Source organism: Sphingomonas sp. HMP9, from assembly GCF_013374115.1.
Lineage (GTDB): Bacteria > Pseudomonadota > Alphaproteobacteria > Sphingomonadales > Sphingomonadaceae > Sphingomonas.
Genome location: NZ_AP022673.1, coordinates 3214204 through 3237500, shown reverse-complemented (window position 1 = coordinate 3237500; position 23297 = coordinate 3214204). Strand labels below are relative to the sequence as shown.

At 67.4% G+C, this 23297-nt stretch carries 25 protein-coding genes (1 of these 25 running past the window's edge); 10 read left to right on the top strand and 15 right to left on the bottom strand.

Features of this window, described 5'->3' with window-relative positions; genetic code table 11:
- On the top strand, window positions 1–236 hold the 3' end of the coding sequence (locus tag HMP09_RS14605) for a lipopolysaccharide biosynthesis protein (protein ID WP_232090342.1). Its footprint begins 1276 nt before the window's first position; 236 of the gene's 1512 nt are visible here — the last part of the coding sequence; its start codon lies off the left edge, out of view; the stop codon is at window positions 234–236.
- Window positions 237–276: 40 nt separating this feature from the next.
- Here the strand turns inward: HMP09_RS14605 and HMP09_RS14600 are convergent, their stop codons facing one another.
- Entirely contained in the window at window positions 277–702 is a 426-nt protein-coding gene (locus HMP09_RS14600) for a CBS domain-containing protein (RefSeq protein WP_176500967.1), read from the bottom strand.
- Between the two features lie 71 nt (window positions 703–773).
- Here HMP09_RS14600 and HMP09_RS14595 point away from each other — a divergent pair, with 71 nt between their 5' ends.
- Entirely contained in the window at window positions 774–1064 is a 291-nt protein-coding gene (locus HMP09_RS14595) for a hypothetical protein (RefSeq protein WP_232090340.1), read from the top strand.
- 107 nt (window positions 1065–1171) lie between these two features.
- On the opposite strand, the gene HMP09_RS14590 is transcribed toward HMP09_RS14595, so the two are convergent.
- From HMP09_RS14590 to hisS, 4 genes are all read right to left on the bottom strand, one after another.
- A complete protein-coding gene (locus HMP09_RS14590; protein ID WP_176500966.1) occupies window positions 1172–2413 on the bottom strand; it encodes a DUF4167 domain-containing protein in 1242 nt (413 codons plus the stop codon).
- A 259-nt stretch (window positions 2414–2672) separates the two neighbouring features.
- Complete coding sequence (gene prmC / locus HMP09_RS14585; RefSeq protein ID WP_176500965.1) at window positions 2673–3503, bottom strand: peptide chain release factor N(5)-glutamine methyltransferase; 831 nt, start codon at window positions 3501–3503, stop codon at window positions 2673–2675.
- Window positions 3504–3656: 153 nt separating this feature from the next.
- Complete coding sequence (gene prfA, locus HMP09_RS14580; RefSeq protein WP_176500964.1) at window positions 3657–4730, bottom strand: peptide chain release factor 1; 1074 nt, start codon at window positions 4728–4730, stop codon at window positions 3657–3659.
- Between the two features lie 106 nt (window positions 4731–4836).
- Window positions 4837–6081: a histidine--tRNA ligase gene (gene hisS, locus HMP09_RS14575; RefSeq protein WP_176500963.1), complete on the bottom strand. Its 1245-nt coding sequence runs from the start codon at window positions 6079–6081 to the stop codon at window positions 4837–4839.
- 49 nt (window positions 6082–6130) lie between these two features.
- On the opposite strand from hisS, the gene HMP09_RS14570 reads away from it, so the two are divergent.
- The 4 genes from HMP09_RS14570 (at window position 6131) to HMP09_RS14555 (ending at window position 10316) form a co-directional block, all read left to right on the top strand.
- Complete coding sequence (locus HMP09_RS14570) at window positions 6131–6781, top strand: DUF1345 domain-containing protein (RefSeq protein ID WP_176500962.1); 651 nt, start codon at window positions 6131–6133, stop codon at window positions 6779–6781.
- Window positions 6782–7070: 289 nt separating this feature from the next.
- Window positions 7071–8954, top strand: a complete 1884-nt coding sequence (locus HMP09_RS14565; RefSeq protein ID WP_443026471.1) for a M61 family metallopeptidase — start codon at window positions 7071–7073, stop codon at window positions 8952–8954.
- Window positions 8955–9031: 77 nt separating this feature from the next.
- The gene (ppa, locus tag HMP09_RS14560; protein WP_176500960.1) at window positions 9032–9610 is read left to right on the top strand and encodes an inorganic diphosphatase; all 579 of its coding nucleotides are present in this window, start codon (window positions 9032–9034) and stop codon (window positions 9608–9610) included.
- Between the two features lie 31 nt (window positions 9611–9641).
- Complete coding sequence (locus HMP09_RS14555) at window positions 9642–10316, top strand: TIGR02466 family protein (protein WP_176500959.1); 675 nt, start codon at window positions 9642–9644, stop codon at window positions 10314–10316.
- 17 nt (window positions 10317–10333) lie between these two features.
- Here HMP09_RS14555 and HMP09_RS14550 read toward each other — a convergent pair whose 3' ends face one another.
- From HMP09_RS14550 to ispG, 3 genes are all read right to left on the bottom strand, one after another.
- Window positions 10334–10810, bottom strand: a complete 477-nt coding sequence (locus HMP09_RS14550; protein ID WP_176500958.1) for a GNAT family N-acetyltransferase — start codon at window positions 10808–10810, stop codon at window positions 10334–10336.
- Complete coding sequence (locus HMP09_RS14545) at window positions 10807–11706, bottom strand: DMT family transporter (RefSeq protein WP_232090338.1); 900 nt, start codon at window positions 11704–11706, stop codon at window positions 10807–10809. The genes HMP09_RS14550 and HMP09_RS14545 overlap by 4 nt, the downstream gene beginning before the upstream one ends.
- Before the next feature lie 386 nt (window positions 11707–12092).
- Complete coding sequence (ispG, locus tag HMP09_RS14540) at window positions 12093–13232, bottom strand: flavodoxin-dependent (E)-4-hydroxy-3-methylbut-2-enyl-diphosphate synthase (RefSeq protein ID WP_176500956.1); 1140 nt, start codon at window positions 13230–13232, stop codon at window positions 12093–12095.
- A 130-nt stretch (window positions 13233–13362) separates the two neighbouring features.
- Here ispG and HMP09_RS14535 point away from each other — a divergent pair, with 130 nt between their 5' ends.
- The 4 genes from HMP09_RS14535 (at window position 13363) to HMP09_RS14520 (ending at window position 16927) form a co-directional block, all read left to right on the top strand.
- Window positions 13363–13884 carry a DUF1993 domain-containing protein gene (locus HMP09_RS14535; RefSeq protein WP_176500955.1) on the top strand — a complete coding sequence of 174 codons (522 nt, stop codon included), beginning with the start codon at window positions 13363–13365 and terminating at the stop codon, window positions 13882–13884.
- A gap of 126 nt (window positions 13885–14010) precedes the next feature.
- Window positions 14011–15150, top strand: a complete 1140-nt coding sequence (locus HMP09_RS14530; protein ID WP_176500954.1) for an acyltransferase family protein — start codon at window positions 14011–14013, stop codon at window positions 15148–15150.
- Window positions 15147–16067 (top strand): isoaspartyl peptidase/L-asparaginase family protein, encoded by a 921-nt coding sequence (locus HMP09_RS14525; RefSeq protein WP_176500953.1) that lies wholly within the window; start codon window positions 15147–15149, stop codon window positions 16065–16067. The genes HMP09_RS14530 and HMP09_RS14525 overlap by 4 nt, the downstream gene beginning before the upstream one ends.
- Window positions 16064–16927: a S1/P1 nuclease gene (locus HMP09_RS14520; protein WP_176500952.1), complete on the top strand. Its 864-nt coding sequence runs from the start codon at window positions 16064–16066 to the stop codon at window positions 16925–16927. The genes HMP09_RS14525 and HMP09_RS14520 overlap by 4 nt, the downstream gene beginning before the upstream one ends.
- Window positions 16928–17068: 141 nt before the next feature.
- On the opposite strand, the gene pal is transcribed toward HMP09_RS14520, so the two are convergent.
- The 7 genes from pal to HMP09_RS14485 form a co-directional block, all read right to left on the bottom strand.
- A complete protein-coding gene (gene pal / locus HMP09_RS14515; RefSeq protein ID WP_176500951.1) occupies window positions 17069–17596 on the bottom strand; it encodes a peptidoglycan-associated lipoprotein Pal in 528 nt (175 codons plus the stop codon).
- A 51-nt stretch (window positions 17597–17647) separates the two neighbouring features.
- Window positions 17648–19018 (bottom strand): Tol-Pal system beta propeller repeat protein TolB, encoded by a 1371-nt coding sequence (gene tolB, locus HMP09_RS14510; protein ID WP_176500950.1) that lies wholly within the window; start codon window positions 19016–19018, stop codon window positions 17648–17650.
- Between the two features lie 236 nt (window positions 19019–19254).
- The gene (locus HMP09_RS14505) at window positions 19255–20316 is read right to left on the bottom strand and encodes a cell envelope biogenesis protein TolA (protein ID WP_176500949.1); all 1062 of its coding nucleotides are present in this window, start codon (window positions 20314–20316) and stop codon (window positions 19255–19257) included.
- Between the two features lie 13 nt (window positions 20317–20329).
- Window positions 20330–20767 carry a protein TolR gene (gene tolR, locus HMP09_RS14500; RefSeq protein ID WP_055882060.1) on the bottom strand — a complete coding sequence of 146 codons (438 nt, stop codon included), beginning with the start codon at window positions 20765–20767 and terminating at the stop codon, window positions 20330–20332.
- 126 nt (window positions 20768–20893) lie between these two features.
- On the bottom strand, window positions 20894–21586 hold the full coding sequence (tolQ, locus tag HMP09_RS14495; protein ID WP_056474212.1) for a protein TolQ: 693 nt from the start codon (window positions 21584–21586) through the stop codon (window positions 20894–20896).
- Window positions 21583–22041, bottom strand: coding sequence for a YbgC/FadM family acyl-CoA thioesterase (locus tag HMP09_RS14490; protein ID WP_176500948.1), 459 nt, complete (start codon window positions 22039–22041; stop codon window positions 21583–21585). Before HMP09_RS14490 ends, tolQ begins: the two co-directional genes overlap by 4 nt.
- Before the next feature lie 200 nt (window positions 22042–22241).
- Window positions 22242–23000, bottom strand: coding sequence for a hypothetical protein (locus HMP09_RS14485; protein ID WP_176500947.1), 759 nt, complete (start codon window positions 22998–23000; stop codon window positions 22242–22244).
- Between the last annotated feature and the right edge of the window lie 297 nt (window positions 23001–23297).

Below are 23297 nucleotides of genomic sequence, written 5' to 3'. Positions count from 1 at the left end.
GCGTGCGCGCGCGAGACGTCGCGCGCGCGGTCGCATCGCCGGCACTGGCAGCGATCGCGATGGCGCTGATCGTCGGCCTGGTGGATCACATGCTGCCGCCGCTCGGCGCGCATTGGCGGCTGGCGATCCTCGTGGCTATCGGTGCGGCGGTCTATGCGGCGTGGATGCTGATCTTTGCGCGGGCGACGGTCCGCGAACTGATCGCGGTCGCGCGCAAACAGCCAGTGGCCGCTTAGTCTAGCCAGCTCGACTAGGAAGCCGGACTCGCCGGCCAGTCTAGGCGGACTGGATGTATTCGCGCATTGCCGCGGCATCGGCTTCGATCCGGTCGATACGGTATTTGACGAGATCGCCGATCGACACGAATCCCACGAGCGTTTCGCCCTCGAGCACCGGCAGATGGCGGATCCGCCGCTGAGTCATCAGCGACAGCGCGCCGATCGCGGATTCGTTCGGTCCGACCGACTTCACCGCGGTGGTCATCACGTCGCCAATCCGCCGCTCCAGCGCAGCGGCACCATCCGATTGCAGGCAATGGATGACGTCGCGTTCGGAAAATATGCCGACGACCCGGTCCCCGTCGAGCACCGGCGCGGCGCCGATCCGCTTCTCGGCAAGCAGCGCCACGGCCTGGGCCATAGTTGAGTCTGGGGTCAGCGACTGTATGTCGCCCTTGTCCTTCAGGATCGCCGCGATCGTCATCTTCGCCTCTCCTCAACTGCGTCTGTTGCGCCTGGCTTGAGGAAACCATGTTTGCGCGGCAATGTGAAGCGATGACCGATCGACTGCCTGAACCACCGGCCGGGTTGGACGACCCGCACTACGCTGCGTTCGCATGGGCACGCTTTCGCGAGATCATGGCGTGGATGGTGCTGGCGGCGGCAGTCTGCGTCGCAGCAGTCATCGCGGCGATGGCGCATGTGCAGGGCCCGCTGCATCTGGTGACGATGCTTGCGGTGATGGGCGGCGTCGGCGGATCGGTGATGCTGGCCGGACTGCTGATGGGGCTCGTGTTCCTCAGCTCGGGAAGCGGGCATGACGAGGACGTGACGCGGATCGAATGAGCGTGCGGGGGGCCGGACGTCGGGCATAAAAAAGACCGGTGTCGCGTGATGCGGCACCGGCCTTTTTGAGCCTCAACTAAACCCCTGACGAGTCCGGGATGACAGGCTCAGCCTGCGACCTCGTCCGGCACTGCACGGACACGGCGACGGCGGGGCTTTTCCTCAGGCGCCGCTTCGCTGGCGGCGGTCGTTTCGGCCATTGGCGCTGGCGCTGGCGTCGGCGTGATTGCCGAGATGCCGAGCGATGGCGGCAGACGATCCGCATCGAAGGCGGTCGGTGCTGCATCTTCGGTCGCAACGGGTGCGTCGAGGCTGCGATCGCGGCGCGGGCGACCGCGACGGCGGGGCTGCTCCTCGGTCGCGGCGACGGGCATCGTCGTCTCGACGGCTTCGGTCGGCTGCGCAGCCTGTTCCGGGGCTTCGGTTACCGAACGGACCGCGTCGGCTTCCGAATCCTGATTGGCATTGGCGACCGGCGCGCTCACGCGGGGCGTGCGACGGACCGTCTCGCGCTGCGGCGTATCGCGGTAATCGCTGCGTGGCTCACGGACCTGTTCGTCACGCGGCTGGCTCTCACGCGCCTGCGCCTCGCGTGCCTGACCCTGCTCCTCGCCGTTGCGGTCGTCGCGTGGCTGGGCATCGCGGGGCTGGGCATCACGCGATTGCGTGTTGCGCTGGTTACGCGGGCTGTCGCCGCGGACGCGGTCCTCGCGCTGCCCTTCGTTACGGGGGCCTTCGCTACGAGGGCCTTCGCTACGGGGACCCTCGTTGCGCTGACCTTCATAGCGGTTGCTCTCGTACCGTGGGCGCTCTTCACGCTGCGGCCGGTCGTCGCGCTGAGGACGGTCCTCGCGGTTCTGGCCTTCGCGGTTCTGGCGGGGTGCGTTCTGGTACTGGCCGTTCTGCTGGCCGCCATTCTGCTCAGTGCGGCCCTGCTCCGGCGCACCCTGCTGCTCGCCCGAGCGGATCGGCTCGCCCTCGTCGCCGTAATCGTCGTCACCGTCGAGGTCGAACGGCTGCTGGCGACGCGGCTGCTGCTGCGCCTGCGGCTGGCTCTCTTCGAACCGGGCGCGCGTTTCGCTCAGGACGCGGAAATAATGGTCCGCGAACTGGAGGTAATATTCGATGTTGACGCGGTCGCCCTGCTGCTGCGCGTCGCGCGCGAGGTTCTTGTACTTCTCGTACAGCTGGCTCGCGTTGCCGCGCGCGCGGCTGTCGATGCGGTTGCCGGTATCGCGACCGCCCTGGCCACCACCGCCGCCTTGGCGTTGACCGCCACCACTACCGCCGCCGCCATTATTATTGTTGCCACGACCGCGACGGCGGCCGGCTTGCCGGTTGTTGATCAAGCTTGTGTCCTCAGTCGTCGAACCAAAATCTGGTCGTGCTCCGAAAATGCGGTGCAAACCCCCCGCCGCGCACCGACGATCTATACGAGATCGGTGCGTCGAGCTTGCCAGGGCCGCCGGACTGCAGCGACCTCAAAGCGAAGGATGCGGGTCAACGCTAAAAACCGACCAAAATGTCGAGATTGCGTGCCCCTGCCCATGTGATAGCGTCCGCAAGGGACCTACTACAAGTGAAATGTGAGGTTTAGCGCCAGATTGTTCAAGTCCCATGGCCTTGGATTGCAACCAGCGCGCGCGGGTTGTTGCCGTAGTCGTGGTGGAGCGTGACAAGCAAACCTTGCGCTTCGAGCAGTGCGGTCACGGACGGGCCTTGCGTCGCGCCGATCTCGATCACCGCCGCGCCGCCGGGGGCGATCAAGGCCGGGAGTTGCCCGGCAAGGATGCGGTAGTCGTCGAGCCCATCCGCGCCGGCGAAGAGCGCAGCGTGCGGCTCGTGGTCATGCACTTCGGGCGGGAGTTGCTCGTCGGTGGCGATGTAGGGCGGGTTGGCGAGGATCAGGTCGAACTGGCCGACGATTGCGCTGGCCCAACTCCCGCGGACGAAGCTGGCGCGTTCGGTCATGCCAAGCGCGGCGGCGTTGGCGCGGGCATAGTCGAGTGCTTGGGGGGAATAATCGACTCCGAGACCGCGGGCGGGCCATTCGTCGAGCGCGGCGAGGAGCAGCGTGCCGGGGCCGGTGCCGAGGTCGAGCACGGTTGCAGGCGCGCGGCCCGCGAAGTGTTTTTGGGCGGCGACAAGGAGTGTTTCGCTGTCGGCGCGGGGAACGAGCGCGCCGGGGCCGATCGCAAGGTCAATCGACCAGAAGCCGCGGGTGCCGGTGATATAGGCGATCGGCTCATGGCGGAGCCGGCGCTCGACGAGGTCGGCGAAGGTGGCAGGGACGGCGTAGCGCGTCGGGTCGAGGAAGATGGCGTTACGCTCGACGCCGAGTGCGTGCGCCATGAGCAGTTCGGCATCGAGCCGCGGCGTTGCGGAGAAGGCGAACTGCGCAGCGGCGGCGGCGAGCGCCGTATTTACCCCCCCGCCCACGTGCGGGAGGGGGTTGGGGGGTGGGCTCGCGCTCACCGCGAACGCACCGTTAACAATGGGTCGAAGGACCAGAGCGACCCGCCCGCCTGAAACGCCGCGCGAGCCCACCCCCCGGCCCCCTCCCGCTTGCGGGCGGGGGAGCAGGAGAGCGGCTCACCCATCCAGCTGCGCCAGCCGGTCCGCCTCGTCCTGCGACACCAGCGCGCCGATCAGCTCGTCCATCTCGCCCGCGACGATCTCCGGCAGGCGGTGCAGCGTCAGGTTGATGCGGTGATCGGTCACGCGCCCTTGCGGGAAGTTATACGTCCGGATCCGCTCCGAGCGATCGCCCGACCCGACCATCGATTTGCGCGCGCCCGCGCGCTCGGCGTGCAACCGGTCGCGCTCCGCCTCGTAGAGACGGGTCCGCAGCACGCGCAAAGCCTTCGCCTTGTTCTTGTGCTGCGACTTCTCGTCCTGCTGGATCACCGTCAGCCCGGTCGGGATGTGGACGATCCGCACCGCGCTGTCCGTAGTGTTGACCGACTGCCCGCCCGGGCCCGACGAGCGATAGACGTCGATGCGGAGGTCCTTGTCGTCGATCTTGACGTCGACCTCCTCTGCCTCGGGCAGCACCGCCACCGTTGCCGCGGACGTGTGGATCCGCCCGCCGGCCTCGGTGGTGGGCACGCGCTGGACGCGGTGGACGCCGCTCTCGAACTTCAGTTTCGCGAACACGCCCTGGCCGGTGACGCTGGCGACGACTTCCTTGAAGCCACCCGCATCGGACGACGAGCCCGAGATCATCTCCACCCGCCAGCCCTGCGATTCGGCATAACGCTGGTACATGCGGAACAGGTCGCCCGCGAACAGCGCCGCCTCGTCGCCACCGGTGCCGGCGCGGACTTCGAGCATCGCCGAGCGCTCGTCGGCGGAATCGCGCGGGAGCAATGCGAGCGCTAGCTTGCGGTCGGCGGTTTCGAGCAGCGCGCGGTTCTCGTGCAGCTCATCCGATGCCATCGCGCGCAGCTCGTCGTCGGCATCCTCGGCCATGAAGGCAAGGCTCTCCGCCTCCTGCCGCAGCCGGCGCACTTCGGTGGCGGCTTGGGCTACGGGTTCGAGCTCGGCATATTCCTTCGACACCGCGACAAAGCGGTCCGAGGGGAGGTCGCCGGTCGACATCAGCGCCTGCAGCTCGTCCCGCCGCGCCTCGATCGCGCGGATGCGGTCTGGGGAGATCTGGGTCATGCGCGCGCTCCCTCTTCCGTCATCCCAGCGCAGGCTGGGATCCAGAGTAACAGAGCGCAGCCTTCATGGCTCTGGATCCCAGCCTGCGCTGGGATGACGGGGAGGCTCAACGCAACGCCTCCGCCAGATCGGCGAAGGCGACTTCGGCCTGCGTGCCCGCGCCAAGCGTCTTCACGGCAGCGACGCCCTTGGCGAGCTCGTTGTCGCCGAGGATGATCGCGAAGCGCGCGCCGAGCGCGTCGGCCTTCGCCATCCGCGCCTTCATCTTGCCCTTGTAGGCCATCTCGACCGCAACGCCTGCACGGCGAAGGTCCGCGACGATACCCATCGCGCGCGCTTCGGCGTCTGCGCCCATCGGTACGACGACGGCGTCGATCGTTGCCGCGGCCGGCTCCTCCAGCAACATCGCGAGCCGCTCGACGCCCGCAGCCCAGCCCACACCCGCCGTCTCGGGCCCGCCGAGCGAGCCGATCAACCCGTCATAGCGGCCGCCGGCCAGCACGGTGCCCTGCGAACCCAGCCGGTCGGTCACGAACTCGAACGCGGTGTGGCGGTAGTAATCGAGCCCGCGGACCAGCCGCGCATTGCGCTCCCACGCGACGCCGGCCGCATCGAGCCCGGTGGTCACCGCGTCGAAGAACGCGCGCGCCTCGGGCGTCAGATACGCATCGATATCGGGCGCACTGTCGGCGATCGGGCGGTCGCGCGGATCCTTCGAATCGAGGATCCGCATCGGGTTCTTCTCGAGCCGGGTCAGGCTGTCTTCGGACAGCTCACCGCGATGCGCCTCGAAATGCGCGACCAGCGCGGCGCGCCACGCGTCGCGCGTCTCCGCATCGCCCAGCGTGTTGAGCTGGAGCGTCACGCCGTCGGCAATGCCGAGTTCGCGGAGCAACTGATCCGCCAGCACCAGGAGTTCGACGTCCGCCGCCGGTTCGGCCGCGCCGATCACCTCGGCGTCGATCTGGTGAAACTGCCGGAACCGCCCCTTTTGCGGGCGTTCGTAGCGGAACACCGGGCCGCTGGTCGTGATCTTGAGCGGCGCGAACTGCTGCCAGCCCTCGGTCAGATAGGCGCGCGCGATGCCGGCGGTGAATTCGGGCCGCAGCGTCAGCGAATCGCCACCGCGATCCTCGAACGTGTACATCTCCTTCGACACGACATCGGTCGTCTCGCCGAGCGAGCGGGCGAACACCGCGGTCGACTCGAACACCGGGATATCGACGCGCTGGAAGCAATACAGCGCCCGCACGCGCTCGAACGTCGACAGGACGTGCGCGAACCGGCGCTGCTCGTTGCCGAAAATGTCCTGGGTGCCACGAATGCGGCGCGGAGTTTCTATTCTTGCCATGATGCGCGCGTATCTAGGCGACGTGCCCGCGAAGCGCTAGCGCCGTGCCATGACTAGCAAAGCCAGATATTGGGGCCTGGGCCAACGCGTTGCCCCGCCGCGCTTCGTCCTGTTCGTGCTGGTCTTCGTGATCGGGCTGGTGACGATGATCCCGCGCTTCGGGCTCGGACGCGGCACGATGGGGGCCTTCGACCTCGCCGCCGCGGTGTTCCTGATCGCGGTCGGCACACTGTTCCGCAACGCCACCGCCGAGCGGATGCGGCGCGCTGCCGAGGAGAACGACGCCAACCGCGCGGTGCTGCTCGGGTTCAGTGGGACGATCATGCTCGTCATCCTGGTCGCGGTGGCGAAGGAGTTGCAGGGCAAGAACGACGCGGTCGGAATCGCGCTGACGATCACGACGCTGGCGCTCGCGTGGCTGTTCTCGAACATGATCTACACGCTGCACTATGCGCATCTCTATTATGTCGACGATCCGGAGGGGAAGGACGCGAAAGGGCTCGATTTCCCGAGCTGCGACGAGCCGGACTATTGGGACTTCGCCTATTTCGCATTCACGCTGGGGATGACGTTCCAGACCTCGGACGTCGAGATCACCGCGCGCCGCGTGCGCAAGGCCGCGCTCGGCCAGTGCATGGCGGCGTTCGTGTTCAACATCGGCGTGCTGGCGTTCACGATCAACGTGCTCGGGAGTGGCTGACGCGGCCCACGCGCTCCGTCATCCTGACGAAAGTCAGGACCCAGAGCCAGACACGCCGGCGCCCGTAACCTTGGATCCTGACTTTCGTCAGGATGACGGGGGGCGTCAGGATGACGGGGGCGGCGTCAGGATGACGGCAAGGGCAGCGTAAGCGCATGCTTGACCCACACTCCGGTAAAGGACTGGACGACTGCCCTTTACCCCGATTACACCTCGTATCATCGTCTCTCAGCCGGAAGGCCCTTCCTTGATCCGCAAGCTTCTCGTCGCATCCCTGCTCGCGTCTGCAATGTCCGCCGCTGGTCCTGCGCTCGCGCAGGTTCCCGCCGGCAACACCGCGCCGCAACCGGTGCCGTTCGTCGACACGATCCCCGACGCGGTCGACACGCCCTATCCCGGCACGCTGCTGCTCGACGTCGACGCGACCGATACCGAGCGCGGCATCTTCCGCGTGAAGGAGACAATCCCGGTCGCCAAGTCCGGCCCGATGGCGCTGCTCTACCCGAAATGGCTGCCCGGCGCGCATTCCCCCCGCGGCGAGATCGAGAAGCTCGCCGGTCTCGTGATCCGCGCGAACGGCAAGATCGTCCCCTGGACGCGCGATCCGGTCGACGTCTTCGCGTTCCACATCGACGTGCCGACGGGCGCAAAGACGCTGGTCGCCGAATTCCAGTTCATCTCCGCGACCAAGGGCGACCAGGGCCGCATCGTGATGACGCCGACGATGGTCAGCCTCCAGCCCAACCTCGTCAGCCTCTACCCGGCGGGCTATTTCACGCGCCAGATCCCGATCAAGATGACCGCGACCTACCCAGCTGGCTGGACCGCGGCGGGTGCGGTACCGGCTAAGGTGTCGGGCTCGACCTACAGCTACGACACGACCAACTACGAGATCCTCGTCGATTCGCCGACGCTCGCGGGCAAATACGGCAAGGTCTGGCCGCTCAGCCCGCGCGTCGATCTCAACGTGTTCGCCGACAGCCCCGACCAGCTCGCCGCCAAGCCAGAGCAGATCGACGCGCACAAGCGGCTCGTCGACCAGGCCGCCAAGACCTTCGGCGCACAGCATTACGATCACTATGAATTCCTGCTGTCGATCACCGACCAGCTCGGCGGGATCGGCCTCGAGCATCACCGCAGCTCGGAGAACGGTGTACGTCCGGGCTATTTCACCGAATGGGAAACGGGCGCCGCCGCGCGGAACCTGCTGCCACATGAGTTCACGCATAGTTGGGACGGCAAGTTCCGCCGCGGTGCAGACTTGTGGACGCCCGACTTCCGTACGCCGATGCGCGATTCGCTGCTGTGGGTGTATGAGGGGCAGACGCAGTTCTGGGGTTATGTCCTCCAAGCGCGGTCAGGCCTCGTCAGCAAGCAGGACACGCTCGACGGCTATGCCTCGATCCTCGGCATCTACGACAGCGCAAAGGGTCGCGAATGGCGCCCGCTGATCGACACCACCAACGATCCCGTCATCTCCGCGCGCAAGCCCAAGGGCTGGACCAGCTGGCAGCGGTCGGAGGATTATTACAACGAGGGTCTGATGGTCTGGATGGAGGTCGACGCGATGCTCCGCCAGAAGTCGGGCGGGACCAAGTCGATCGACGATTTCGCGCGAGCCTTTTTCGGCGTCCGCGACGGCGATTACGGCGAACTGACCTACACCTTCGCCGACGTCGCCAAGACGCTGAACGGCATCGTCCCCTATGACTGGGCGACGTTCCTCGACACGCGCCTCACCGAGACGGGCAAGCCCGCGCCGATCAACGGCTTCGCGATGAACGGCTACAAGCTGGTCTACGGCCCCGAGCAGAGCCCGTATCTGAAGCAGGCGGAGAAGACGCGCGGCACCGATGTCAGCTATTCGCTCGGCATGGTGATCAACAAGGAGGGCGTCGTCACCTCCTCGATCTGGGATAGCCCCGCGTTCAAGGCCGGTCTCGACGTCGGCACCGAGATCGAGGCGGTCAACGCCGAGGCCTATTCGGCCGATCGTATCAAGGCGGCGATCCTAGCAGCCAAGGGCACGAAGGTGCCGATCCGCCTCACTGTAAAGAACAACGACCGTTTTCGCGACATCTTGCTCGATTACCATGACGGCCCGCGCTATCCGCGGCTCCAGAAGGTGGGTACAGGTGACGGCGGGCTGGACAAGCTGCTGACGCCGCGCTGACCAGCAACTGTATCTTACCGATGCCGGCCGCTCTCCAAACCGTGGAGCGCCGGCATCGGCATATCGAAAGGACCGCCATGCGTATCGATCTCATCCCGACCGGCAAGAACCCGCCCGAAGACCTGAACGTCATCATTGAAGTGCCGACCGGCGGCGAGCCCGTGAAGTACGAGTTCGACAAGGCCTCGGGCGCGCTGTTCGTCGATCGCATCCTGCACACGCCGATGCGCTACCCGGCGAACTACGGCTTCGTGCCGCACACGCTCAGCCCGGACGGCGATCCGCTCGACGCGCTGGTGATCGCGCGCTCGCCGTTCATCCCGGGCTGCGTCGTCCGCGCGCGCCCGATCGCAGTGCTGAACCTCGAGGACGAAGCCGGTGGCGACGAAAAGCTCGTCTGCGTGCCCGTCGATTCGGTGTTCCCCTACTATGCCAATATCGGCGAGCGCGGCGACATGCCCGAGATCGTGTTCGAGCAGATCGAGCACTTCTTCACGCACTATAAGGACCTCGAGAAGAAGAAGTGGGTCCGCGTCGGCAAGTGGGGCGACGCCGACGAAGCCAAGCGCGTCACGATCGAGGCGATCGAACGCTACGAGGCCGAGAAGGCCAAGGGCGAAGAGCCGATGAACGCAGACGACACCGCCGGTCGCTGATCGCTGCTCCCAGCAGCGGGCGGCTGATCGCATGACCACGGCGTCTCATACGTTCGACGGCATCCGCGTCCGCGCGGCACAGATCGGACTGTACGAGACGCCGATCCTGCACGGCCGGCTGGCCGATGCAGCCGCGTTGACCGCGGCGCTGCGGTCCGTGATCAGCGAGCGCCATGCCGCCGCGCCGAGCCTCGCGCGCTCCAATGTCGGTGGCTGGCATTCTGCCACCGACATGCTCGACTGGGGCGGTCCGGCTGCGGCCGCACTTGCCGACACCGCGGTAAAGATGGCCAAGCGCGCCTCGCATTTCGACGGCCGCGATCCGGCGTTGCTCGAATGGACCGTCAAGATGTGGGCGAACGTCTCGCCCCCCGGCGCGCTGAACATGAGCCACGCGCATCCCGGCGTGTTGTGGGCGGCGGTCTTCTATGTCGACATGGGCCAGCCCCCAGTCTCGGGCGAGGCCTCAGGCGAGGCGGGCGGCGAGCTGTTCTTCGAAGACCCGCGCTTCCCAGTCCCGTTCATGCGCCTGCCCGGCTTCCGTCTCGTCGGCATCGATGGCCAGCCGCAGCCCATCGAACGCCGCCTGCCGACCGAGGCCGGCGACCTGATCCTGTTTCCCGCCTGGCTGCGTCACGGCGTCCGTCCGCATCTCGGCACCGGCGACCGGTTATCGATCGCGATGAATATCGACGTGAAAGCCTAGCCGCTGCCGCCTGTCGCCTACCGCCCCGCCAGCCGGACGAGCGCGTCGCCGGACAGACGCTGGATCGTCCAGTCCTCCATCCCGACCGCGCCCACCTTGCGGTAGAACGCGATCGCGTCCGCATTCCAGTCGAGCACCGACCATTCGAACCGCGCGCACCCGCGATCGAGCGCCACGCCCGCGAGATGCGCCAGCAACGCACCGCCTACCCCCTGCCCGCGCGCGTCCGGCGTCACGTACAGATCCTCGAGATACAGCCCGCGCTTGCCCGTCCAGGTCGAGAAATTGTGGAAGAACAGCGCGAACCCGAGCGGGCCGTCCGTAGTCTCCGCGATCACCGCCTCCGCTGCCGGCCGCTCGCCGAACAACGCCTCCGCCAGCATCGATTCGGTCGCCTCGACCGCATCCGGCTCGCGCTCGAACGCGGCGAGTTCGCGGACGAAGCGCAGGATCGTGCCGACATCGGCAGCGGTGGCGGAACGGATATGGGTCATGCACTAGCCTCGATCGATGTCTGCGCGATGTCACGCCGCCGCGCCGCGTACAGGCACGCGACGACAATGATCGCCGCGCCCGCCAGCGTGAAGGCCGATACCCGCTCGCCGAACACGAGGAAACCCAGCCCTGCGGCATAGACGAACGAGGTATATTCGGTCGTTGCGAGAAATCCCGTGTCGCCGTGCGCATAGGCCCAGCCGAGCAGCCACAGCGATGCGGTGGCGAGCCCGGCGGCGAGCAGGAGCTTTGGCCATTGCGCGGCCTCGGGCACCACCGCCAGCCACGGCGCGGCGAGCGCCAGCGTCGCCGTGATGACCAGCGCCTGGAAGAACGCGATCTCGCCCGGCCGCGCCGCCTGGCTCTGCAGCCGCGCGATCACTAGGTTCACCGCATATAAGATCGCCGACCCGAGCACCGCGAGCGCACCGTGGAACGGCTCGGGGCCCGTCACGCCGCGCCCCTGCCCGATCATCACCACCAGCACGCCGCCCAGCGCCGCGATCGACGCGAAGACCGCCTTGCGCCCGACGCGCTCGCCCAGCGTCACCGCACCGAGCAGAAGCGCTAGGATCGGCGCGATGTAGGTCAGCGAAATCGCCTGCGCCATCGGCACGCGTGCGAGGCCCCAGAAGAACAACACCGCCATCGCCGTCGTCACCAGCCCGCGCGCGAGGTGCAGCTTGAGCGCCCGCGCCGACGGCCGCCCGCTCCTGCCGAGCTTCCACGCGACCGCCCCCAGCCCGACGCTCGCCATCTGCCGCCAGAGCAGCGCGTTATAGACGCCGATCGCGAGCACGAGCGCCTTCATCACCGCGTCCATCATGGAGAACAGCCCGATGCCGAGCGCGGCGACGGCGAAGGCGAGTGCGGGGGAGACGGTGCGGCGCGTCACCGGACTAGCCCGCATCGTGAACGGTCAATGTTGGGACCATGCTCATGCTATCCGCTTAACCCCCATCCCGTCGCTACGCTATCGTCGGCGCAGGAATCGCCGTTGCAGGTTCCGACGTTCGATGAAGCAGTGCCTCATGCAAATTAATCGCGGTTCTCTCGCGAACGCAGGGGCCCAGGACCACGAACGCTATCGTCTGTTACCCTGGACTCCCGCCTGCGCGGGAGATCTGCCAGGGGCGGAACGCCTGAGAATCAGTGACGCGCCGTCCAGCAGAACCTCGTCATCCTGACGAAAGTCCGGATCCAGGGCTATTGAAGTCCGCGTTCGTTACCCTGGATCCTGACTTTCGTCAGGATGACGGAACGGATGAAGGTCGCCGCCCCCTATTCCGCCGCCATCTCCGGGACCAGCGCTGCGAGCGCAACATCCGCCGCCTCGATCTCCGCCGCCTTCGCCTCGACCAGCCGGACGATGTGATCGACCATATCGGCGTCCTGGACGTGGTGGTCGGTGACGCCCGACAGATAGACCATGTGCTTGCCGTTGCCGCCGCCGGTGATGCCGATATCGGTCTCGCGCGCTTCGCCCGGGCCGTTGACGACGCAGCCGAGCACCGACAGCGACATCGGCGTGCGGATATGCTGCAACCGCTCCTCGAGCGCCTGGACGGTGCGGATCACGTCGAAGCCTTGGCGTGCGCAGGACGGGCACGAGACGACGCGGACGCCGCGGTTGCGGATGCCGAGCGATTTCAGGATCTCGAAGCCCACCCGCACCTCTTCCTCGGGCTCGGCCGAGAGCGACACGCGGATCGTGTCGCCGATGCCGTACCAGAGCAGACTGCCCATCCCGATCGCCGACTTCACCGTGCCGCCGACGAACCCGCCCGCTTCGGTGATCCCGAGATGCAGCGGGCAATCGACCTGTTCGGCGAGCTGCTGATACGCCGCGACCGCGAGGAACAGGTCGGAGGCCTTCACCGCGACCTTGAATTCGTGGAAGTCATGGTCCTGCAACAGCTTGATGTGATCCATCGCCGACTCGACCAGCGCATCGGGGCATGGCTCGCCGTATTTCTCGAGCAGATGCCGCTCGAGGCTGCCGCCGTTGACGCCGATGCGGATCGCGCAGCCGTTGGACTTGGCCGCGTCGACGACTTCCTTCACGCGGCTCGCCGAGCCGATATTGCCCGGGTTGATGCGCAGGCACGCCGCGCCCGCATCGGCGGCTTCGAGCGCGCGCTTGTAGTGGAAATGGATGTCCGCGACGATCGGCACGCGGGATGCGCGGACGATCTGCTTCAGCGCGGTGGTCGATTCGACGTCGGGACAGCTGACGCGGATGATGTCGACGCCCGCCTCTTCGCAGCGGCGGATCTGGTCGACCGTCGCGCGCACGTCGTCGGTCGGCGTGTTGGTCATCGTCTGCACGGTGACGGGCGCGTCGCCGCCGACGGGGACGGTGCCGACCATGATCTGGCGGCTCGTGCGGCGGGTGATATCGCGCCAGGGACGAAGGGACATGGGGATTCCTCGGGAGTTCGAGGACGTATATAGCGACTAGCGCGGCGGAACGGAACATGGCTGGCAAGGACGGCGCTGGCGGGGGGCGCGAACGTCGGCCATAACTGCGCGACACACAGGAGCCAGGCCGATGACGTTTTCCCTCTACGATGCGACGATCCCTTCGAACCTGCAGATTCTCCGCGCGATCGACGCGATGCTCGACAAGGCGGAGGCGTTCACGGCCGAGCAGGGTATCGAGCCTGCCGCGCTGATCGACGCGAAGCTCGCCGACGACATGCTGCCGTTCGGCTATCAGGTGAAATCGTGCGCGGCGCATTCGGTCGGCGGAATCGAAGGCGTCCGGTGCGGGACCTTCTCGCCCGATCGCTCGCCCTGGCCAACCGATTTCGCCGGGCTCCACGCCGTCCTGCGTGACGCGATCGTCACGTTGGAAGCGATCGACCGCGACACGTTCGACACGCTCGCGGAGAACGACACGAAGTTCGAATTCGGCACCTTCGTCATGCCGTTCACCGGCGCGAACTTCCTGCTGTCGTTCTCGCAGCCAAATTTCTATTTCCACGCGACCACAGCCTACGCGATCCTGCGCGCACAGGGCGTCAAGCTCGGCAAGCGCGATTTCCTCGGCACGCCGCGCATGAAGGCGTGAGACGAAACGCATGAACAATCCTCCCCCGCCAGGGGGAGGATTGTAGGACGAACGCCGACCAGTCCTGAACACCACCTCCCCCGTCCCGCGCTTGCCGCACTGCCCCCCGCCCCCTAGGGCGCTGCGATGACCCGGCATTACGGCATGGACTGGCTGCGGATCGGCGCGTTCGCGCTGCTGATCCTCTACCATATCGGCATGGTCTTCGTGCCGTGGAACTTTCATGTGAAGTCGCTCCATGTCGAGGACTGGGTGCGGCTGCCGATGCTGGCGAGCAACGCCTGGCGGCTGATGCTGCTGTTCGTCGTTTCGGGCTATGCCAGCCGCGCGCTGCTGAACCGGTCGCGCGGCGCGGGCGCGTTCTTCGCCAATCGCTGTTACCGGCTGCTCGTGCCTTTGCTGTTCGGCATCGCGGTGATCGTGCCGCCGCAACCCTGGGTCGAGCTGGTCACCAAGCATGGCTATGCCGGCAGCTATCTGACGTTCTGGAGCCACGACTATTTCCGCTTCGGCAAGCTCGCCGGGCTGTCGCTGCCGACCTGGAACCATCTGTGGTTCGTGGTGTATCTCTGGGTCTACACGACGCTGCTGACAGTCGCGGTGCTGGTCGTGAGGGGCGACGGGCTGCAACGCGCGTTCGACCGGATGTTCGGCGGCTGGGCCGTGCTCGGCGTGCCGATCGCCTGGCTCGTGTTCGTCCATGCCTGGTGGTTGCGCATGGTCGGCGAGACGCAGGCGCTGTGGGGCGACTGGATCGCGCACGTCACCTATTTCCCCGCCTTCCTGTTCGGCTTCGGCCTCGCACGGTCCGAGCCGGCGATGGCGGCGATCGGGCGCTGGTGGAAAACGGGGGCGATCGCCGCGGTGATCGGTTATCTCTGCGTCATCGGCGTCGAGCTCCGCTGGCCCGCGGATGTCGTCACGCCGCGCTGGGTCTACACGCCCTACGGTATCGCGCATGCGCTCGAGCAATGGGGGGCGATCGTCGCGCTGATCGGGATCGCCGAACGCCACTGGAACCGCGACCATCGCTGGCGGCCAGTGCTGACCGAGGCGGTGTTCCCCTTCTACCTCATCCACCAGACGATCATCGTGCTCGTGATGTACGCGCTGCTCCCCGCCGGATTGCCCGGCTGGGCGGAGTTCGCCTGCCTGCTCGCCGCCACGATCGTCGGGTGCATCGCCTTCTACCGGATCGGCCGCGGCATCGCGCTGCTCCGTCCGCTCATCGGCCTGCGCGCCCTCCCCTCGAAAGACTCAGCATGACCTGGACTCTCGTCATCCACGGCGGCGCCGGCAAACTCGACAGCGAGATGGTCTCGCCCGAACAGGATTCGGGCGCGCGCGCCGGCCTGTCGCACGCACTCGACGCCGGGTCGGCGGTGCTGGCAGGCGGCGGCAGCGCGCTCGACGCGGTCGAGGCTGCGGTCCGCGTGCTGGAGGACGACCTCCACTTCAACTCGGGGCGCGGCGCGGTGTTCACGCATGACGGCGTGCTCGAGCTCGATGCGGCGATCATGGACGGCCGCACGCGGGCGGCAGGGGCCGTCGCGGCGGCCACCGCGACGCGCAACCCGGTCGGGCTCGCGCGTGCGATCCTCGACGACGGCCGCCACGTCTTCCTGGCCGGCAAGGGCGCGGATGCGTTCTCGCGTGATCGTGACTTGCCCCAGGCCGACGCCGACTGGTTCGCGACCGACGAACGCCGCCGCCAGTTCGCCGAATTCCAGGCCGATGGCGGCGGGTTCGACGTCGACATGAAATACGGCACGGTCGGCGCGGTCGCGTGCGACTCGCACGGCCATGTCGCCGCCGCCACCTCGACCGGCGGCGTCACCGGCAAGCGTTGGGGCCGGATCGGCGATTCGCCCGTGATCGGCGCGGGCACCTTCGCCGACGATCGCGCCTGCGCCGTCTCCTGCACCGGCTCGGGCGAGTTCTTCCTGCGCGTCGGCGTCGGCCATGAGATCGCCGCGCGCGTCCGCCTATCGGGCGAATCGCTTCAGGTCGCCGCCGACGCGGTGCTGGCCGAGGTGAAGGCGCTCGGCGGCACCGGCGGCGTGATCGTCGCGGGCCCGGACGGCGACATGGCATGGGGGTTCAACACCGTCGGCATGTACCGCGGCACCGCATCGTCTGCGGGGTGCCGGACGGTCGCGATCTACGCTAACGAGCCGGCATGAAGCGCTTTATCCTCGCCGCGGCATCGTCCGCGCTGGCCGTGCTCGGCCTCGCCTCCCCCGCCACCGCGTTCTGGGAATATGGTCACCAGACCGTCGCGCAGATCGCCTATGCCAACGTCACGCCGAAGACCAAGGCGGCGATCCGTCGGCTGCTCGCGCAACAGGCGTTGCTCGACACGCCCGAATGCCCCGCGGGCACGATCGAGCAGGCAAGCGTCTGGGCGGACTGCATCAAGCCGCTGAAGACCGCCGACGGCAAGTCGCGCTTCGGCTTCGCGTATAGCTGGCACTACCAGAACGCCGACGTCTGCGCGCCGTTCGACCTGACGCCTGCGTGCAAGGACGGCGACTGCGTCTCGGCGCAGATCGACCGCGACGTGAAACTTCTGCGCGATCGCGCCACTGCGCCCAAGGACCGCGTTCAGGCGCTGGCATTCCTGATCCACTTCGTCGGCGATCTCCACCAGCCGCTCCACGCAGGCGATCGCCACGACAAGGGCGGGAACGACGTGAAGGCGGATTACGGCATCTACGCGCCTGCGCGATTCAATCTGCATTCGATCTGGGACGGCCCGCTGGCCGAGCGCGCAATCTCCACGCCGCCGTCGCTGGTACGGCGCTATCCGGCGGCCGAGCGCGCGAAAATCGGCGCGGGCAGTGTCGTCGACTGGAGCCGGGAGAGCTGGGAGGCCTCGCATACGGCGTATGCGGCGGCGCTCGGCGGCGATGCGTGTGGCCCGGTGCCGGCGCGGGTGAAAATGGACGACGCGACGATCGCGAAGATGGTCCCCGTCTCGCGCGAGGAAATCCGCCGCGGGGGTATCCGCCTGGCGAAACTGCTCGACAAGGCGCTGGGCTAAACCCCTCTCCCTGCAGGGGAGAGGGAGGGGCCCGCGCGAAGCGTGGGAGGGTGAGGGCACGCTCACCAAGACACGTGCCCTCACCCTCCCGTCGCCTGCGGCTCCTCCTTCCCTCTCCCCTGAAGGGAGAGGGGTAGAAGGTCAGTTCAGCACCACCGTAACCGCGCGACGGTTCGCCGCCCAGCTCTGGTCGTCCGAGCCCATCGCGACCGGGCGCTCCTTGCCATAGCTGATCGTCGTCATCCGCGACGACGACACGCCGCGCGCCGCCAGATAGTTCTTCGTCGCATTCGCACGACGATCGCCGAGCGCGAGGTTGTATTCGCGCGTGCCGCGCTCGTCGGCATGGCCTTCGATCGTGATCCGCTGGTTCGGGAACTTGGCCAGCCACTGCGCCTGGCTGTCGAGGATCGCACGCGCGGTCGGATCGATGTCGTACATGTCGAGCCCGAAGTTCACCGTGTTCGAGTTCACCGAGCGCTGGAAGTCGGCATCCGAGCCGGGCACGATCGCGCCGCCGACATTGCCGTTGTTCATCCCCGCGTTGGGATCGACCGCTCCGCTATTGTCCACCGGTGCGGGCGGCAACACCTCGGGGCGCTTCTTCGAACAGCCGGCGACAGCGATCAATGCGGTGCATGCAAGCAAGATGTTGGAAAGCTTCGACATAGATAGTCTCCCGTAGAAAATCACGTTCCCCGTTATGCCCCCATAGCAGGTTTAGGGCCGCAGCGGGCCCCAGGCCGGATCAGAGCCGTCGAGCGGCGTCGGGATCTTGCGCTCGTTGACTCCGGTCAGGTCGACCGACCAGAGATCCGCCTTGCCGCCACTGCCGCGTCCCGAGCGATAGAAGTTGATCACCCGCCCGTTCGGCGACCAGCTCGGCCCCTCGTCCTGCCAGTCGTTGGTCAGCAGCTTCTCGCCGCCGCCGCTCGGGCTCATGATGCCGATCCGGAACCCGCCGCCGAGCTTGGTGAACGCGATCAGGTCGCCGCGCGGGCTCCACACCGGCGTCGCATAGCGGCCGCCGCCAAAGCTGATCCGCTGCTGGTTCGATCCGTCGGCGTTCATCACGTAGATCTGCTGCCCGCCCGACCGATCGCTCTCGAACACGATTCGGCTGCCGTCGGGCGAATAGCTGCCGCCGGTATCGATCCCCGGCGAATTCGTCAGCCGCTGCGGCGTGCCGCCTTGCGACGACACGCGGTACACGTCGGTGTTGCCGCCCTGCGCCATCGAGAACAGGATGTTGCGGCCATCGGGCGAGAAGCGCGGCGCGAAGGTCAGGTTGGCGTTTGCCACCACGAGGCGCTGCTTCCCCGAGCCGATATCGTAGACGTAGATCGCCGGGCGGTTGTTGAGATAGCTCATATAGACGATCGACTGCTGGTTCGGCGCGAAGCGCGGCGTCAGCACGATCGACTGGCCGTTGGTCAGGAAGCGGTGGTTGGCGCCGTCCTGATCCATGATCGCGAGCCGCTTGATCCGGCGGCCCTTGGGTCCGGTTTCGGACACATAGACGACGCGGCTGTCGAAATACGCGCCCTCACCGGTCAGCCGGGTATAGACCATGTCGGCGCATTTATGCCCGGCACGGCGCCAGTCGGACGGCGACACGACGAACCCGCTCCGCGTCAGTTCGGCCTTGGACGAGACGTCGTACAGATAGCAGCCGACCGTCAGATTGCCGTCGCCGGTCGCGCGGATGAAGCCCTGCACCAGCGCCTGCGCGCCCGTGCTGCCCCAATACTCGAACCCCGGCGCGGTCACTTCGGGGAAGGTGATCGGGCGCAGCTGGCCCGGCGCCAGCGGCGTGAAGAGCCCTGAATTGCGCAGATCGTTGGTGACGATGTCGGCGAGCTGGCGGCCGAGCACGTCGGTCGAGCCGGCCGGTGTGGACACGACCGCGGCGGTCGGCATGACGGGAATCGCGATCGGCATCGGCGCGGAGATGCCGCCGGTGACGTCGACCACGAGTCCGCCGGACTGGTCGCCGGCTGGTGCGGGCGCAGCGGGGTCGGCAGGGGCCTGTTGCGAGGCGGGCGCGGGGGCGTCCTGCGCGCTGGCACTCCCACAGACGAATGCGAGCAAGCCAACCGAGGCGAGGATCGATCGAGCCTTACGTCCGCCCAACACCACCCCGGCGAAGGCCGGGGCCCAGTTGGGGGACGTTGCTGACTGAGGTCCGCGCATCGTTACATCGACCTTTCCAACTGGGCCCCGGCCTCCGCCGGGGTGGGTGCCGTGCAACGGGAGGCGGTCCACCAAAGCGAGCGGCTGGCGTGACGGGCGAAAACCCAGATCGAATCGAGTCATAACGGACATCCTCAGCCGGGAAGTTTGTAGCGCAGGCTGAAATTGCTCCAGCCATTCTGCACATCATACAGGTCGTCGGGCAAACCGCGCAGCGGCGAGCACCCGACAAAGGTCGCGATCGCCAGATCGTCGACGCGGTCGACATAGCGCCGGTTGTCGTCGTCGACGCCGGCATGACCGCTGATGGTCGGACGCGACTTGAGCGAACCGTCGCGGTTGAGCTTGAGGTTGATCGTGACGCGGATCCGCTCCGCCCCCGGCCCCGGCGTGACCTGGCGGTTGGCGCAGGGCTGCACCTGCCGCAGGATCGCCGAGCCGATATTGGCCGCCGCCTGCGCGCCGAGCTTGGCGGCCTTGGGCGCTTCCGACTTGCTCGGCGACGGATCGGCGGACAGCCCCTTCAAGAAATTGTCGCCGAGCCGCGAGCCGCGTGGCCGCGACGTTTTGGCCTCCGCGGTCGAGCCGCTGCCCTTGGTGGAGGACGGTTTGGCGGGCTTGGCCGATGACGCGGACGACGTCTTGCCCGACGTGGAGGACGTCTTGGCCGGCGCAGCGCTCGGCTTCGCTGCGGCCTTGGTGGGCACAGACTTCGCCGGTGCAGACTTGGCTGGCGCAGACTTGGTAGGCGGCGCTTTCGCAGGCTTGGGCTGCGGCTTCACAACAGGCTTGGCGACCGGCGCCGGCTTCGCAGCGGGCTTCGGCGGCGCAGGCTTGGGTTTGGGCTGCGGTTTCGGCGCGGGTTCTGGCGCCGGCTGCGGCTTGGGCGGCGCGGGCTTCGGCTGCGGCGCCGGCGGCACGGGATCGGGCGTCGGCTCGGGCTCGGCCTCTTGCGGCGCCGGCGGCGCTGCGTCCTCGGGCGCGCCCTCGTCCGGCGCGATCGATTGCGAGGGCGCCTCGGTCGATTGCGGCGCAGTCGCCTCCAGCGCGACGTCGGGCACGAGGCTCACGTCGATCGGCTGCTGCTGGATTTTTGGCGGTTCGGGCGCATCGAGAAACCCGACCGACAGCAGGCCGAACAGCACGACATGCCCGACCAGCGCGACGCCTAAGCCGATCTTCTCCGAGCGATCCATCAGCCGAGCGCCATCAGTTCTGATTACCCTCGACGGTCACCAGCGCGACCCGGTTCAGCCCGGCGCGGTTGAGTTCGCCCATCACGCGCATCACGCGGCCGTAATCGAGTTTCCGATCCGCACGCAGCAACACTTGCGGCTCGTCGCCGACCGCGCGGCTGGCGGCGATCGACGCGAGCCGAATCGGCAGCGCATCGTCGGTGACCTGATCCTTGTCGATGAACAGCGCGCCGGTCTCGTCCATCGAGATCTCGACGGGCTTCTGCTCCTGGTCGAGCGCCTTGGCGCGCGCGTCGGGCAGGTTCACCGGCACGCCCGCAGTCATCAGCGGCGCGGTCACCATGAAGATGATCAGCAGCACCAGCATCACGTCGACCAGCGGCGTGACGTTGATATCCGCCATCGGCGCGCGCCGACCGCGCCCGCGGGAAGAAGGCAGGTTCATCGCCACCCTACTCCCCTCCCGCTCGCGGGAGGGGTCGGGGGAGGGCAGTGCCGAACGTGCCGCCATCGAAGGAAGAGGCAGAAGCCCCTCCCCTAACCCCTCCCGCAAGCGGAAGGGGGATAAGAAGGGCGCTCATCGCGAGCCGTCCAATTGGCGCGAGAGCGTCGTGTGGAAACCGTCCGCGAAGCGGTTCAGGCTCGCCTCGATCCGGTTGATGCCGTGGCTGAAGCGGTTGTACGCAATCACGGCCGGAATTGCCGCGAACAACCCGATCGCAGTCGCGAACAGCGCTTCCGCAATGCCCGGAGCGACCACCGCGAGCGACGTGTTCTGGGCCGCGGCGATGCTGGTGAAGCTGCGCATGATTCCCCAGACGGTACCGAACAGCCCGACGAACGGCGCGACCGATCCGACCGTCGCAAGCACATTCAGCCGATCCGACAGCTTGTCGATCTCGCCCGCGACCGCGGCGCCCATCGTCGTCGCCAGCCGCTCGCGCGTGCCGCTCTTGTCGATCGTGCCGCCCGCGGTCGAGCGCCGCCACTCGGTCACGCCCGCCGCGAACACGCGCGCCGACGGCAGCTCGCTTTCGCCCTCCGCCTTGTAGAAGACGTCGATATCCTCGGCCTTCCAGAAATCGCGCTCGAACCGGGTCATGTTCTTGCGCGTCTTGCCGATCCGCCGCCAGAACGCGACGATCAGCGCCCAGGTCCAGATGCTGGCGAGCAACAGCCCGATCATCACGCCCTTCACCACCCAGTCGGCCTGGAGGAACAAGTGGATCGGCGACAGCGTCGCGCTATCCATAGTCAACACCGGATTCATGCTTCCCCCTGCCAGACAAGGCGTTCGTAAATATCGATCCAAGCGCGCGGCTGGCGGCGCGGGCGACCGTTGGGGGCGACCAATGCCGCCACCACGTCCGCCTCGGCCAAGACAAGCCCGTCGCGCATGACTCTCTGATGAATGGCGACCCCGGCCGCGCGCACCTGCATGATCCGCGAGACGACCAGCAGCGCGTCGTCGAGCCGGGCCGGGGCCGCGTAACGGATCGCGACGCTGGCGATCGCATAGGAGCCCTCGCCCGCCTCGAACGTGCCGCGCTGGTCGATCCCGCCGAGCCGCAGCATATCCGAGCGCGCGCGCTCCATGTAGCGCAGGTAGTTGGCGTGATAAACCGCACCCGACAGATCGGTGTCCTCGAAATAGACGCGCACCGGAAACCGGTGCTCGCGCCCTTCGAAGCGGCCTTCCGCCGGACGATCTGAAACCTCAGCCATTCCCGCGGCTGTTAACCCAGTCTTCGCAGGGAAGCCAAGCTTTGCTGCAAGATAGTCGGGATACGCAGCGATACGATCCTCTCCCGCAAGGGGGAGGTGGCGCCGTCAGGCGACGGAGGGGGAGGACACGGAACAGCGGTTCGCCCTGCCGCCCCCTCCGTCAGGCTGGCGCCTGCCACCTCTCCCTTGCAGGAGAGAAGTTACTGGAAAACGCTGGCGTCGAGCTTCAGCCGGGGCTGCGCGGGCGGCACCGGCTGCGAGACCGGCTGGAGGCGCGCCTGCGTGATCGTCTGGACCGGCGTGTTCGACGCATATTGGCGCGAGGCCATCACGGGCTGGACCGGCCGCGGTACGGCGTGACCGCGCCACGCATCGACCGCGCGGTAGAAATCGGTGAACGGCCGCTCGAGGACGGGCAGGTTCTGCGCGGCGAAGGCGGGCAGCGCCTCGGCCGAAACGCCTGCGCTCTGCGCGAGAACCGTATTCGCCGCCGCGCAGAAATCGTCGCGTGCGGGCGATTGCGAGAAGAAGTTGTACAGACGCGTCATCGAATCGTCGTAGCGATCCTGCCAGTCGCCGCCGCCCGACTTGTATTCGCTGGCATAGGTCGCCTCGGCCTTGGCGAGCACCGGCTTCTGCGCCGACAGCAGCGCGTTATAGCCCGCGACGATCACCAGTTCCTGCGGCCCGCGACACGCGAGCGCGGCGACGTTGAGCGCGGCGCGCAGATGCCAGACCTTGGCGGCGGTCGTCAGGTTGCGATTCGGCGTCGGATAGGTTCCGTCCGCAAGCGCCACGGGAATGACGATGGTCGGCGACGCGCCCTTGGGCATCACTGGCGCGGGCACGGGCACCATGATGACGGGCGGCACGACCGCCGCCACGGTCCGAGGCTTCTGGGCGCAGCCGGCCAGCAGGCCAAGCGCGGTAACGGACAGCAACGCAAACCGACGACTCATCGCAACACCTCGTAACGTCCCCCGACGGGACACTCTTGCCGGGATTAGGTTAACGAGACGTAAGCCGTACGCGATTTGCGGCGAATGGAGAGGGGGCGGGGTTGGCGTGTATGCCAATCAACCAGCTCCACCCCGGCGGAGGCCGGGGTCCAGTTGGAATGGTCGCAGTAACGGCGCGCAGCCTCCGTCAGCGACGTCCCTCAACTGGACCCCGGCCTTCGCCGGGGTGGTAGTGGTGGATGTGGGAGGCCACTGTTCAGAATGCTGGCTCAATGAGAAAACGCCGTCGGCTCGATC